Consider the following 13,874-nt stretch of genomic DNA (forward strand, 5'->3'; position numbering starts at 1 on the left):
AAAGACGCAAAGACGCAAAGACGCAAAGACGCAAAGACGCAAAGACGCAAAGACGCAAAGACGCAAAGACGCAAAGACGCAAAGATTATACAAAAACCTTTGCGCCTCTGCGGCTCTGCGGCTCTGCGTCAATCAATATATTCTCACAATTTTCGTAAATAGACGTGTTCGAGAATATGATTCGTACCCTTCTCCAGGATCAGATCGGCCCGCTCGCGGGTCGGCTCGATGTTCTGGCGCAGGTTGACCCAGTTGATCTCGCGCCAGATGCGCCGCGCCACGGTGATCGCCTCCTCGGCACTTAGCTCGCTGTAGCGCCGAAAGTAGGAACTGGGATCGCGGAAGGCCGTTTTGCGCAGGCGCAAGAAGCGATCAATGTACCACTCCTGAAGCAGCGTCTCATCAGCATCAACATAGATCGAGAAGTCGAAGAAGTCCGAGACGAAGAGTTGCGGGCGGCGGCTGGGCTGACCACCACGCTGCAACACGTTTAGCCCCTCGACGATCAGGATGTCGGGGCGATCCACCACTTGTACCTGATCATCCATAATGTCATAGATCATGTGCGAATAGATCGGCACACTCAAGTTGGGCAACCCCGACTTCACATCCACCATAAACTGAATCAGCCGCCGCCGGTCGTAGCTCTCTGGGAAGCCCTTGCGGTGCATGATGCCGCGTTCTTGCAGCACCCGGTTGGGGTAGAGGAAGCCGTCGGTCGTCACGAGATCCACCTTGGGAGCCACGGCGCGGCTGACGAGGAGGGCTTGCAGGATGCGCGCGGTGCTACTCTTGCCCACCGCCACACTCCCGGCAATCCCGATCACATAAGGCACCTTCTGGGCCGGATCGCCCAGAAAGGCACTCGTGGCCACATAGAGCTGGCGCGCCGATTCATAATAGAGCTGAACCAAACGAACCAGGGGCATATAGATATCAGCGACATCTTCGGGTGAGACGGTATCGTTAATACTGACCATCGTCTGCAACTGGCTCTCGCTCAGTGGCATCCTGGCCCCGTTCCGCAGTCTGGCCCACTCAGCGCGCGCAAACGACGTGTAAGGGGCGAGCCGGCGCTTGTCGGCGGGCAATCCGTGCATGGGGGTTCCTTACTCGGTAATGCCGAGGGTTTTGGCCATGGTGATGCGCTGGAGTTTGCCGGTGGCACCACGCGGGATGGCCTCCAGCACATGAATCTGGCGCGGGACTTTGAAGTCGGCGAGGCTGCGTGTGCAGTGTTCACGCAGCTCTTTTTCGCTGACGGGCGTGTTGAGTACCACCGCCGCGTGGACATCTTCACCCAAGGTGGGATGCGGTACGGCGAAGGCCAACGCTTCGGCGACGGCGGGGTGACGCAACAGGACATCATCAATTTCGAGGGGTGAGATCTTTTCGCCGCCCCGGTTGATCAGCTCCTTGATGCGCCCGGTGAGGTTCAGGTAGCCATCATGATCGAGGTAGCCCTGATCGCCGGTACGGAACCAGCCATTACAGAAGGCCACCGCGTTGGCGTCGGGGTTATTCTCATAGCCATCCACCACATTCCCACCGCGCACCACCACCTCGCCACGCTCCCCAGCGGGCAACAGGTGGCCCTCGGCATCCATGATCGCCACGTCCACCCCGATTCCAACCCCAACACTCCCGGCTTTGTGCGCGGCGGGCGGTAGCGGGTTCGAGGTCATCTGGTGGCTGGCCTCGGTCATGCCGTAGCTCTCCAACACCGGCGCACCAAAGGTCGCCTCTAGGCGCTCCATCACCACCGGGGGCAGCGGGGCGCTGCTGGAGCGAATGAAACGCAACGGGTGGGCGCGGATCACCGCCATGTTGCGCTCGGCACGTGCCAGCAGGAGTTGGTGCATCGTGGGCACCGCCGAGTACCAAGTGGGCTGATACGCTTCAACCCAGCCCCAGAAGCGCATGGCATCGAAGCCACTGGGGCAGATCAACGTGCCACCAGAGGCGAGCGTACTGAGCAGCGAGGCCACAATGCCATGAATGTGGAAGAGCGGCATCACACACAGCGCCCGATCCTGTGGGCCGAGTTGGTAGGTTTCGATAATATTCGTGGCCGAAGTGGCCAGATTGCGGTGGCGGATAGGAACCCGCTTGGGGCGGCTGGTCGTCCCGCTGGTGTGCAGGATCATGGCCACATCATCGGGCTGGGCCGCCTGATCGGGTTGGAAGGGCGCGGCGGGCAGATCCAACACGATCCCGTGCTGTGCATCGGGCAGCGCCTCGAACAGCCGCATCCCCGGCAGCAGCGCACTGCGCGCCGCCTCAAGCGTACCAGGCAACACCAGCAGCGCCTTGGCGTTGGTATCTTCATAATAGAAGGCGAACTCATCGGCGCGATACTTGGGGTTGAGCGGAGCCGCCGTCGCTACACTCGTCACGGCAAGGAAAGCCAACACCATCTCCGGGCCATTGCCCAGCGCAATCGCCACCCGATCCCCACGTCCAATCCCGGCAGCCTGGAGTTGCCCAGCGAGGGTGCGCACACTCGTGCGCAAGGCGGCATAACTCAGGCTCGGCTGGCCGGGTGCCAGTAGTGCCGGATGCTCGGCGACACCGCGCTCTAGCAGATCAAGTAGGGTGGAGATGACAGGCTCACGCGACATAGACATTCCTCTGTAAATGTTTACCCTTGGGGTAAAAGAAACCTCGTGTTGACGCCAAGGCGCAAAGACGCAAAGGTGTTGTTGCAGGCTCTGCGCCTCTGCGTCTTTGCGTCAAAATCTGGAAGCTAGGAGAAGTGTGAACAGTTATCTTCCTCTCTGGTTTCATTATAGCCGCTTAGGTTTCTGGGCCGACCTTACCACCCCGCCGCCACTCCATCACAGCGCATCTCGGTTCCCGCCACGTAGCTGCCATCATCCTGGCGCCAGATGATCTGGCCGCGCCCGAACTCAGCCGGGGTTGGCTCGATCACCACCCGATGCCCGCGTGCCAACAGCCCTTCCACGACATGGCGCGGGGTTGCGTGTTCGAGGCGCAGAGTCGCGTCCTTCTCCCAGCGCCAACGCGGCGCATCGAGCGCCGCCTGGGGGTGCATCCCATAGTCGAGCATATTGACGATCACCTGGGTATGGCCTTGCGGCTGCATGTGGCCGCCCATCACCCCAAACGGCCCCACCACCCGCCCGTTGCGGCTGAGGAAACCGGGGATGATCGTGTGGAAGGGGCGATGACCGGGGGCCACGCAGTTGGGGTGGCCGGGGGTAGTGACGAAGCCGTAGCCTCGGTTGTGGAGTGAGATGCCCCACTCTGGCAGCACCACCCCCGACCCGAAGCCCATATAGGTAGATTGGATCATACTCACCATACGCCCATCGCGGTCGGCGGTACAGAAGTAGACCGTGCCGCCATCGGGCAACGCTCCCGGCCCATACTGGCCCGCGCTGCTGCCGATCAGTTGGGCGCGTGCGCTCAGGCGCTGGCGATCCAGCAGCGCACGGGTGGGCACATCCACCATCGCCGGATCACCCAGATAGGCAAAGGCATCGGCGAAGGCCAACTTGGCAGCCTCGACCTGCACGTGGTAGCTCGCGTCCGAGTCGCGGGGATGCTGCGTCAGATCAAACTCCTCCAGCATCCCCAGCGCCATCAGCGCCACCACCCCCTGGCCGCTGGGCGGGATCTCGTGGACGGTATAGCCACGGTAGTTGAGGCTGATCGGCTCGACCCACTCGCTGGTATGGTTAGCAAGATCCTCATCGCTCAGCAGGCCGCCGGTCGCCTGGGCAAAATCCACGAGTGCATAGGCAATCTCGCCCGCATAGAAGGCACTTGCACCCTGCTGGGCCAGCATGCGCAGCGTGCGCGCATGGCCGGGGCTACGGAATAGCTCACCGGGACGTGGCGCACGCCCGTTGGGCGCATAGGTGCTGAGGAAGCCAGCAAACTCGGCCCCCTGGCGCTGCTGGGCCAGCGCAACCCCGCGTGCCCATGAAGCCGCCACCGAGGGCGGCACGGGCGCACCCTCCTCAGCATAGGTGATCGCCTGGGCCAAGATCTGATCGAGCGCCAGCGACCCAAAACGGGTATGCAGATCATCCCACAGCCGCACCACCCCCGGCACCGTGACCGGCAACCACCCGTGGGTGGGCATAGTCGTATGGCCGCGTGCGGCCAGCGTATCGAGGCTCAACCCCGCCGGAGCGCGCCCGGCCCCGGTAAGGCCATGCAGCCGCGAGCCATCCCAGATCAGCGCAAAACCATCACCACCCAAACCGTTGGACGGTGGTTCCAAGACCGCCAAGGCCGCCGCAGTCGCCAATGCCGCATCAATCGCATTGCCACCCTCTTGGAGAATGCGCAAGCCCGCCTGCGAAGCAAGCGGATGGCTACTGGCCACCACCCCGTTCGCGGCCACCAGGGGGCTACGCTGCGCGGCATAGGGGTGGTTGAGCAGATTGAACTCCATCGGGGTGCTCCTTTCTCGGCATGGCTAACCGGCGGCTATTATGCCACATTCCGTGCAAACACCGGCAAGATTACACATACTCTAAGGTCTTAGAGGGAGGAAGATAAGCTATCGCGAAGGCTACGTAGTTCTACTAGCAGGATCGGGATGTCATCCTGGATGATACTCCACAGGGTATCGTTATCAATGCCGAGGTAGGCATGAATCAGCCGGTTTCGCGTGGCGATAATCAAGCGCCATGGAATCTGTGGATTGAGATTGCGCACATCTGTAGGGATATGGGTTGCGGCCTCACCGATGAGTTCTAAATTGCGTAATGTTGCATCGTAGTGCAGCACACTAGTAACAAAACTTGCCTGATTATGGCCTCTGGTATAGGTCAGTACCCGTTCTGCGAAATCAATCATATCGCTTATGTAGAAGGCCCATGGGCGCTGACTTGCATTAGACATGGACGGCCTCACGCTCGATAGATGGACGTAATTCTGGGCGTAGTGCCTTGTCTGTCACAAGATCAATCGATCTACCAAAGAGATCTTCCAAGTAGAAGAGTACACCGAAGTAACGCTGCGATGTTGCCGGACCATCAAAGGCGACCAAAATATCAATATCGCTATCAATCCGAGCAGTGTTGCGTACCGTGGAGCCAAAGAGTGCCAAAGACAGCACTCCGTAGCGATCCACCAAGGTCGGTTTAACTTGCGTGAGGATCTCTAGAATTTGCGTCTGATTCATGTTTGGCCCTCCCGCTTAGATGCCTAGTAGAAGCATATTATAGCGTACCGACGCCCTTAACCAGTACAAATTGAAGCTGCTTTCCGGTTGTGCCCCAAAACTCCTTTTTTTGCTTCAATATGCTATGATAGAACCCATACGCATCTAACTCACCGAAAAGGAGCCTGCGCCGTGCTGCTTTGGCTCGCCTTCATGGTCATCCTCTTTGAGATCTGGTACGTCGCCGCCTTCATCACCGCCTACCTCCGTCTCAACGAGTCGCGGTTGTTACTCCTCGTGGGCCAAGGGCTGATGATCCTCCTCGCCTTTCTCTATATTCTCTATGCAGATCGGAACCAACTCCAGGTCAACCCCCTGATTGCATTGGCTCCGCTGCTGGTTGCCATGATCGCCATGGGGCTGTGGCGGGTGCTGGCTCCCAAACTGCCCCGCTTTCATCAGAGCTACCCACGCGGCTTTGTGGATGTCTTGCTCTTCCGCCGCCCACAACTCACGAATCTGAAACGGCGCGTGCGCACCAAATGATCAATGGTAGCAGGAGGCATTCGGCATGACCCGCGAGATGCTCATTACAACCCTACGTCATCACCTCGGATCGCGGTATGTTCTGCATCGGCGTGAAGAATTGATGCTCTACGAGTATGATGGCTCGGCGATGGATCAGGCGCTGCCGGATGTGGTGGTGGTGCCCGGCTCCACCGCCGAGGTTGCGGCAGCAATGGCCACCGCCACCCGCCTGGGCTTCCCGATCATTGCGCGTGGGGCGGGCACCGGCCTCGCCGGGAGTACTGTGGCCGAACGCGGTGGGATGGTGGTCTCCTTGGCGCGCCTCAACCAGATCCTTCAGATCGATCCCCAAGCCGCCACCGCCGTCGTTCAGCCCGGTGTAGTCAATACCGATCTTAGCCGTGCCGCCGCCCCCTATGGCCTCCACTTCGCCCCCGATCCGAGTAGCCAGCGTTCCAGCACCATCGGCGGCAATGCCGGTTCCAATGCGGGCGGCCCGCACTGCCTCAAGTATGGTGTCACCAGCAACCATGTGTTGGCCGCCACCCTGGTGCTCGCCGATGGCCATGTGGTGCGGGTAGGGTCGGCGGTGAGTGACACCCCCGGCTACGATCTGTTGGCGGCAGTGGTGGGGAGTGAGGGCACCCTCGGTATCATGACCGAACTGACGGTGCGCCTGACGCGCAATGCCGAGGATGTGCGTACCTTTCTGGCCATCTTTGATGATATGGAGGTGGCGGGGGCGTGTGTTTCGGCGATCATCGCCGATGGGATCATTCCAGCGGCACTGGAGATGATCGAAGGCGAGGGCATCGCCGCGATTGAGTCCTGGGCGCATGCGGGCTACCCTCCCGATGCGCGCGCCGTGTTGCTGATCGAGATTGATGGCCTGCGCGAAGATATTGCCGCTGAGGCACGGCGGATTGCCCTCGTCTGTCAGGCCAGCGGCTGCCGCGAGTTGCGTACCGCCAGCGATGCCGCCCAACGCGAACGGCTCTGGGCCGGGCGCAAGGGTGCGCTCGCCGCCTGTGCGCGCATTGCCCCCCACTACCACATCCTTGATGGTACGGTGCCACGTTCGCGCCTACCCGAAATCCTGCGCCGCAGCGCCGAGATCGCTGCCCACTATGATCTCAAGGTGGTCAATATCTTCCACGCCGGTGATGGTAACATCCACCCGTTGCTGCTCTTTGATCTCCGGGTGCCCGGAACTCGTGAACGGGCCATCGCCGCAGGGGCCGAGATTTTGCGTTCATGTGTTGAGGTGGGTGGCACCATTAGTGGTGAGCATGGCATCGGGATCGAGAAACGTGAATTTATACCCTGGATCTTTAATGTCGAAGATCTATCTGCCTTTACCGATTTGCGTAATGTCTTTGATCCGACCGGTGTGATGAATCCCGGCAAACTCTTGCCACCTCCAGCGTCGCTTTCGTCGCTTCACGCCTCTCAACCCTCGCTACGTCTTCCTCGACGCGGGGCGTGGATCTAAAGGTCTTCTTCCCTTTCTGCGTATGACACCATTTCAACTCTATAACCAGCAACCATCTCAGATCGTTGCGCCTACCTCTGCCGAGGCACTCGCACATGTGTTGCGTGATGCCAGTAGCACTGGTATGGCAGTGATTCCATGGGGTGGTGGAACCCGCCAGGGTTTGGGTGGCCCCCCACGGCGCTACGATATTGCGCTCGATATGCGTAGCCTTGCTGATGTGATCGCTTATACCCCAGCAGATCTGGTGCTGCGCGTGGGCGCGGGTGCCACCTTGGGCCAAGTGCAGGATCTGTTGGCCACGCACAACCAGTGGTTGCCCTGGAATCCGCCCCTGCCCCACCAGGCCACCATTGGTGGCCTGCTCGCTTCGGGTGCGACAGGCTCGCTGCGCATGGGCTATGGCACGCCCCGCGACTGGACGCTGGCCATGCAGGTGGCGCTCGGCGATGGGCGACTGGTGAAGAGCGGCGCTCCGGTGGTGAAGAATGTGGCCGGTTACGATACCCACAAACTCCATATCGGTGCCCTTGGTACGCTCGGCGTGATCACCGAGGTCACGTTTAAGGTCGCGCCACGCCCTGCGCATTGCCAAACCCTGCTGGCTGCCTTTAGCTCACCACTGGCTATTCTGGAGGCCATGAATCAACTCACCCAGCCACCATTCCAGCCAATCAGCATGGTGATCATGAACGGTAACGCCTCCAAAGCGAATCCGGTTCTGCACTCCTTCTTGACCGATAAAGCCCCGCATCTGATTATGGCAGTGCGTTTCGCGGGCACTGCTGGGGCGGTGGGGCGGCAGATCCGGATGGGGGTGGCGGTCTGCGTCGAAGAGGGAGCACATACCATCGAACTCAGCGAGGCCGATGATAGTAGCATCTGGCAGGCGATAGCCGATGATCTGCGGCCTACGGAACATGTGCTGATCCGCGTGGGTGTTCCCCTCAGCCATCTACGTACAATGTTGCGCAGCGTCGATTCTATTCCACATCACCGAGGATGGTCTACCGAACACTATCTGATCGGTGGTGCCGGGTTGTTCTATGCACGTTGGTCTGTATCCGCCATCGCCGATCTCGCCCCAGCCCTCGCCGAACTGCGCGCTGGGCTTGCGCCACTCGGTGGCTATGCCGTAGTCGAACATTTACCCGTCGCCCTCGCCAATCAGCAACCACCGATTGATATCTGGGGGCCGCCGCCTGAAACGCTGACCCTTATGCGCTCCCTGCGTCATACATGGGATCCAGCGGGGATTCTCAATCCGGGCCGCTATCTGGTGTAGAATAGGGGTAGCACCGGCATCTGCCGGTCTGCGGTAACTGTTCACACGACAGGGAGCAGTCTGTATGCAAGTACTTGGCCTCGATGTTGGCGGAAGCGGGATCAAGGGCGCGATCATTGATGTCACCACCGGGGCACTGATGACGCCGCGTAACCGGGTTCCTACCCCCGAAGGTGCCGAACCCTCGGCGGTAGCAACGACGATAGCCCACATTGTCCACCACTTCAACTGGAAGGGGCCGGTAGGCTGTGGTTTCCCTGCGGTGATCAAGGCGGGCGTGGCACACACGGCGGCCAATATTGCCCCCAGTTGGGTTGGCCTTGATGCGGCGCGCTTGTTTGGTGAGGTGATTGGTCACCCGGTGTTGGTGCTGAACGATGCTGATGCAGCCGGAATAGCCGAGATGCGCCTTGGGGCTGGGCATGGGCGCAACGGCTTGGTACTGCTCATTACAATTGGTACCGGCCTGGGTACCTGCCTCTTTATGGATGGCCATCTCGTGCCGAATGTCGAACTCGGCCATATAGAGATTCGTGGCAAGGATGCCGAATTACGCGCCTCTGAGGCGGTGCGTGATGCGAAGAATCTGAGTTGGAGTGAGTGGGCCAAACGCTTCGATGAGTATCTGCATCGGGTGAGCGCCTTGCTCTGGCCCGATCTGATTATTCTGGGTGGCGGCGCGAGCCGTTCCTACGAGAAGTTCGCCCACCACCTGACGGTGGGGGTTGAGATTGTTCCGGCTCAACTGCGCAATGAGGCCGGAATGATCGGGGCGGCGCTGGCCGCCGCTGAAGCCTACCCGGAGTTGTTGGCTGGCGAGCTTCCGGGAAGCTAGGAAAGTTTGAAAGAGGAAGTCTATGGCAATCCTGGGTTCATTGATCGCGCTGGGTGCCGCGCTGGCCTTCGTGGGCATGGCCGGTTTCGCGGTTTGGGGGACGCTCCAGGCGGTGCGCGACGAACTGATGGTTGGGTTTATCAGCACCAACCCCTCCGCTGCTGAACGCTCACTCACTCTGCTGCTGGTGGGCCTGCCTCTGGCTGGGGTGGCAGTCTTAGCACTGCTCTCGGCGGTACGGATGATTCAGGTGGCGTTTGGGTTGTAGGGGCGAAGCATCGCCCTCCAGGTGACGTTTGGGTTGTAGGGGCGAAGCATCGCCCTCCAGGTGGCGTTTGGGTTGTAGGGGCGAAGCATCGCCCTCCAGGTGACTGGGGAACCCGCACGAGTTTGGATGGCGATGCTTCGCCCCTACCGTCTTCGCGTGAAAAAATAAGGAGTCTGGTATATGTCTACCCCCCGCCCGGTTGTGCTGGCGATTATGGATGGTTGGGGTCTCGCTGAACCTAGCCCCGGTAATGCCGTTGATCTCGCCCATACGCCCAATGTTGATCGGATGATGGCCGAGTGCCCCTACACCACCCTCTCCGCTTCGGGTTTGGATGTGGGTCTCCCGGAAGGCCAGATCGGCAATTCTGAAGTCGGCCACCTCAATATTGGGGCCGGTTTTGTGGTCTATCAGGAGTTGACCCGCATCAGCAAGGCGATCAGCGACGGTGATTTCTTTGAGAACCAAGTGCTCCAGGCCGCTGTACAACACGCCAAGCAGGGTGGTGGTGCGCTGCACCTCATGGGCCTGTTTGGCCCCGGTGGCGTACACGCCCACGAAGATCACCTCCACGCGCTGCTCGAACTGGCCCGCCGCCACGAGTTTGAGCGCGTCTATCTGCACCTCTTCCTCGATGGCCGCGATGTCCTACCGCGTAGCGCCCTCGGTTTCCTCGACACTCTGGAGGCGGCCATCGCCAAGATCGGGGTCGGCCAAGTGGCCACGGTGATCGGGCGCTACTACGCGATGGATCGCGATAAGCGCTGGGAGCGCACAGGCCGCGCCTATGCCGCTATGGTCGCTGGCCAGGGCGAAACTGCCGCCAGCGCCCGCGAGGCAATTGAGCAGGCGTATGCCCACGACCTCAGTGATGAGTTTGTGTTGCCCACCGTGATCATGCACGATGGCCAGCCAGTGGCGACGATCCGCGATGGGGATGCGATCATCTTCACCAACTTCCGCCCGGATCGCGGTCGCCAACTCACCCGTGCTCTACTGCTGCCCGACATTGACACCCAGATCACCACGCACTACGCCAAGCAGGAGCAGGAGGGCCAAAAGTTGCCCGCCAGCATCTGGCAGCGCGGAACACAACTCCAGAACCTCTTCTTTGTCACCATGACCCAGTATGAAGAGGGGTTGCCAGTCCACATCGCCTTTACACCACGCCCAGTCGTGCGCCCGTTAGCCGCCGTGGTGAGTGCGGCGGGGCGCACGCAGTTCCACATCGCCGAGACCGAGAAGTACCCCCACGTCACCTTCTTCCTCAACGGTGGGCGTGAGGAACCCTTCGAGGGTGAAGATCGGGTGTTGGTCTCCTCACCCAAAGTGGCGACCTACGATCTTCAGCCCGAAATGAGCGCCGCTGGTGTCAAGGCCAGCCTACTGGAGGCCATCCAGAGCGGCACGTATGACCTGATCGTGGTCAACTTCGCCAACCCCGACATGGTCGGCCACACCGGCTCCATCCCGGCGGTGATCGCCGCCTGCGAGACGATAGACGCGGCCATGGGCGAGGTCATCCCGGCCATTCAGGCCCAGGGGGGGGCAGCGATCATCATCGCCGACCACGGCAACGCCGAGCAGATGATTGACCCGGAGACGGGCGGGGCGCACACGGCGCACACCACCAACCTGGTGCCCTGCATCCTTGTCGCCGCCGAAGGCTTGGGGCTTGGCAAGGAGCACGTCACCCTCCGCACGGGCGGGCGCCTCGCCGATGTCACCCCGACCCTGTTGGATCTGCTGGGCTTACCCAAGGACGCCGACATGACCGGCGAGAGCCTGATCGTGCGGGATTAACCCGCCCCGGGAGAGACGCATAATTATGCGTCTCTCCCCCCCCGCCCACCAAGGTAGCGTTGCACCTCACGCAACAACAACTCTTTCCCGTATGTCCCCTTGCGCAACACCCGCGTTGCATGGTGATCTAAGAGCACCTGCTCCTCTTCGGTCAACTCCTTGGCAGTAATTACCACCACCGGAATCTCACGCCAAAGCGCATTCTGGTGCAGCGTCTGCATAAAACCAAATCCATCCATCTCTGGCATCATCAGATCAAGCAAGATCAGGTCGGGGCAATGCACTTCCATCTGCTCAAGCCCACTCTTCCCATCCGACGCCTCAAAGACCGTCCAACCCTCACGTTCCAAAAGGCGACGGTTCATGGCACGGGTCACATTATCATCCTCAATGATCAGAATGGACTGATGATGGGGGCGGGCGGTATAGCGTTGGATGAGGCTAATAAGCTGCTGCATATCTACCGGCTTGAGCATATAGTCCGCCGCACCCAACGCCAAACCACGCGGACGCTCATCGAGCATCGTGAGCATAATCACCGGAATATCGAGCAGATCAGGATCGTGCTTGAGGGTAGCGAGCACATGCCAACCATCGGTACCCGGCAGCACCACATCTAACAGGATAACACTTGGATGGTGCAAACGCGCCAGATGCACCCCCTCCTCGCTGGTCACAGCGGAGAACAATTGCCAGCCACGCGAACGCAATCCACGCTGAATGATACTATGCACATCAGGATCATCATCAATCAGCAACACCGTCACCCCACTCCGCACAACACTCATCGCCACCGGTGGCACAGGTGCTACGGCTGGGAGGTCGCTCCGCTCCGCCACATGCGGTACATTGGTGGGTAACATGACGATAAAGGTTGAGCCTAGCCCCAATTCACTCTGCACCTGGATCGCGCCTCCCATCATGTGGCAAAAGTGGCGACTAATCGCCAACCCTAACCCAGTACCACCATACTTGCGGGTAGTGCTAATATCGGCCTGGGTGAAGGGCTGAAAGATGCGGGAGATCTGTTCCTCACTCATCCCGATTCCCGTATCGGCAACCTCAAATACCATACTATCGGCAGGTGCTTCAGCCTCTGCACGCACGCGCAGGGTAATCTGGCCATGCTCAGTAAACTTGCATGCATTCGAGAGTAGGTTGAACAAGATCTGCCGCACCTTCGAGAGATCGGCATAGATCAAGCCCAAATCTGGCTGGCGCTCAATAACGAGACGATTATGATTACTCATCGCCATAGGGTCAATCGAACTGATCACACTCTCGATCAAGCTCGCCACACTAAACTGCTCCGGGTAGAGTTCCATCTTCCCGGCCTCGATCTTTGAAATATCGAGGATGTCATTGATCAGGCTGAGCAGATGGCGACCGGCATGGTGGATCTTCTGAATATCGGGCACCAAGGCGGTATGATCACTCGCGCTGAGATCCTCCTGAAGCATCTCGCTATAGCCAATGATCGCATTGAGTGGCGTGCGCAGTTCGTGGCTCATGTTCGCCAAGAAGGCACTCTTAGCGCGATTCGCACCCTCGGCCAGATCCTTGGCATGCTCTAACGATTCATAGAGCCGTGCGCGTGCTAATGCAGTAGTAGACTGGTTCGCTACGGCCACGAGCGCATTCTGAATGCCGGGATCATCAGTACCACCCTGTATACAGATCCGACCAACGATCTGGTTTCCAATCATCAAGGGCACCGACTCGTCTGGGAGATCTGCGCTCTGGCGTTGACCACACTCCGCCCGCACCCGCGCAGGGCCACCTTCAGTGGCAATGATCGCCACATAGCTAAAGCCAAACCCGGCCCCGTGCAGATGCTGAACCAAGTGCGTATAAATCTGCTCCTCCGTCAGTTGACCAGAGAGCGCCGCACTCAGTTCAAACAGCGCGTGTTGTTGCTGGGCTTGGATACGCTCGCTTATGAGTAGCCGGTTATTCTCAGCAATCGTCTGCTCCAAACGCTGGGTTCGTTCTGCAACCCGATCTTCAAGCGTAGCGATCAGACTTTGGATCTGCTCTATCATGATGTTGAAGGTACGCGCCAGGGTAGCAATCTCGGTATAGCCTGTTTCAGGGATGCGGCCCTTGTAGCGCCCCTGGCCCAGATCCTCGACTGCCCCAGTAAGATTGCGTAACGGTACAACAATGCGGCGATTGAGTAAAAAAGTAGCCAGCAAGGCACTGATAATCGCTAATACCGCCATAATAGCAATACTCATACACGCACGTATGGTAAGTTCGGTAATCTTAGCTTGTGTTACCAGTAATTTCTCAACGCTCAATTGATTAATTTGTTTGGTGATAGTAGCAATTTCATCAGTTAGATTATGAAATATGCTAATATTATGCATCTCACCTTACGCACCCAGAAAATCAGGGATATGCTACAATCTGAACTATGAAAAACGATGAACTGTTCGACCTCTATAGTGATTATCTCATTAGCTCCTTCGGTCAAACGACGGCAACCGGGTTGTCCGCATTGATGGAAGGGGAAATCAGTCA

General features: G+C 59.3%; 12 protein-coding genes. 6 read left to right on the forward strand and 6 right to left on the reverse strand.

The window, feature by feature from the left end:
* Window positions 1-143: 143 nt before the first annotated feature.
* From coaA to EKD03_RS17020, 5 genes are all read right to left on the reverse strand, one after another.
* Window positions 144-1,100 (reverse strand): type I pantothenate kinase, encoded by a 957-nt coding sequence (gene coaA, locus EKD03_RS17000; protein WP_129633464.1) that lies wholly within the window; start codon window positions 1,098-1,100, stop codon window positions 144-146.
* 9 nt (window positions 1,101-1,109) lie between these two features.
* Window positions 1,110-2,621 carry an acyl--CoA ligase gene (locus tag EKD03_RS17005; RefSeq protein ID WP_129633466.1) on the reverse strand — a complete coding sequence of 504 codons (1,512 nt, stop codon included), beginning with the start codon at window positions 2,619-2,621 and terminating at the stop codon, window positions 1,110-1,112.
* Between the two features lie 194 nt (window positions 2,622-2,815).
* Complete coding sequence (locus tag EKD03_RS17010) at window positions 2,816-4,426, reverse strand: gamma-glutamyltransferase family protein (protein ID WP_129633468.1); 1,611 nt, start codon at window positions 4,424-4,426, stop codon at window positions 2,816-2,818.
* An 89-nt stretch (window positions 4,427-4,515) separates the two neighbouring features.
* A complete protein-coding gene (locus EKD03_RS17015; RefSeq protein ID WP_129633470.1) occupies window positions 4,516-4,878 on the reverse strand; it encodes a HepT-like ribonuclease domain-containing protein in 363 nt (120 codons plus the stop codon).
* Window positions 4,871-5,161 carry a nucleotidyltransferase family protein gene (locus EKD03_RS17020; RefSeq protein WP_129633472.1) on the reverse strand — a complete coding sequence of 97 codons (291 nt, stop codon included), beginning with the start codon at window positions 5,159-5,161 and terminating at the stop codon, window positions 4,871-4,873. Before EKD03_RS17020 ends, EKD03_RS17015 begins: the two co-directional genes overlap by 8 nt.
* Window positions 5,162-5,332: 171 nt before the next feature.
* Between EKD03_RS17020 and EKD03_RS17025 the strand changes: the two genes are divergently transcribed.
* From EKD03_RS17025 to gpmI, 6 genes are all read left to right on the forward strand, one after another.
* Window positions 5,333-5,686: a hypothetical protein gene (locus EKD03_RS17025; RefSeq protein ID WP_129633474.1), complete on the forward strand. Its 354-nt coding sequence runs from the start codon at window positions 5,333-5,335 to the stop codon at window positions 5,684-5,686.
* 25 nt (window positions 5,687-5,711) lie between these two features.
* Window positions 5,712-7,160, forward strand: coding sequence for an FAD-linked oxidase C-terminal domain-containing protein (locus tag EKD03_RS17030; protein WP_129633475.1), 1,449 nt, complete (start codon window positions 5,712-5,714; stop codon window positions 7,158-7,160).
* 22 nt (window positions 7,161-7,182) lie between these two features.
* The gene (locus tag EKD03_RS17035) at window positions 7,183-8,445 is read left to right on the forward strand and encodes an FAD-binding oxidoreductase (RefSeq protein ID WP_129633477.1); all 1,263 of its coding nucleotides are present in this window, start codon (window positions 7,183-7,185) and stop codon (window positions 8,443-8,445) included.
* 64 nt (window positions 8,446-8,509) lie between these two features.
* Window positions 8,510-9,280: a polyphosphate--glucose phosphotransferase gene (gene ppgK, locus EKD03_RS17040; RefSeq protein WP_129633479.1), complete on the forward strand. Its 771-nt coding sequence runs from the start codon at window positions 8,510-8,512 to the stop codon at window positions 9,278-9,280.
* 22 nt (window positions 9,281-9,302) lie between these two features.
* Entirely contained in the window at window positions 9,303-9,548 is a 246-nt protein-coding gene (locus EKD03_RS17045) for a hypothetical protein (RefSeq protein ID WP_129633481.1), read from the forward strand.
* 180 nt (window positions 9,549-9,728) lie between these two features.
* Window positions 9,729-11,351: a 2,3-bisphosphoglycerate-independent phosphoglycerate mutase gene (gene gpmI / locus EKD03_RS17050; protein ID WP_129633483.1), complete on the forward strand. Its 1,623-nt coding sequence runs from the start codon at window positions 9,729-9,731 to the stop codon at window positions 11,349-11,351.
* A gap of 23 nt (window positions 11,352-11,374) precedes the next feature.
* On the opposite strand, the gene EKD03_RS17055 is transcribed toward gpmI, so the two are convergent.
* On the reverse strand, window positions 11,375-13,588 hold the full coding sequence (locus tag EKD03_RS17055; RefSeq protein WP_161569298.1) for a response regulator: 2,214 nt from the start codon (window positions 13,586-13,588) through the stop codon (window positions 11,375-11,377).
* Between the last annotated feature and the right edge of the window lie 286 nt (window positions 13,589-13,874).

The sequence above is a fragment of the Candidatus Oscillochloris fontis genome, from assembly GCF_004138135.1.
In the GTDB taxonomy this organism is placed as follows: domain Bacteria; phylum Chloroflexota; class Chloroflexia; order Chloroflexales; family Chloroflexaceae; genus Oscillochloris; species Oscillochloris fontis.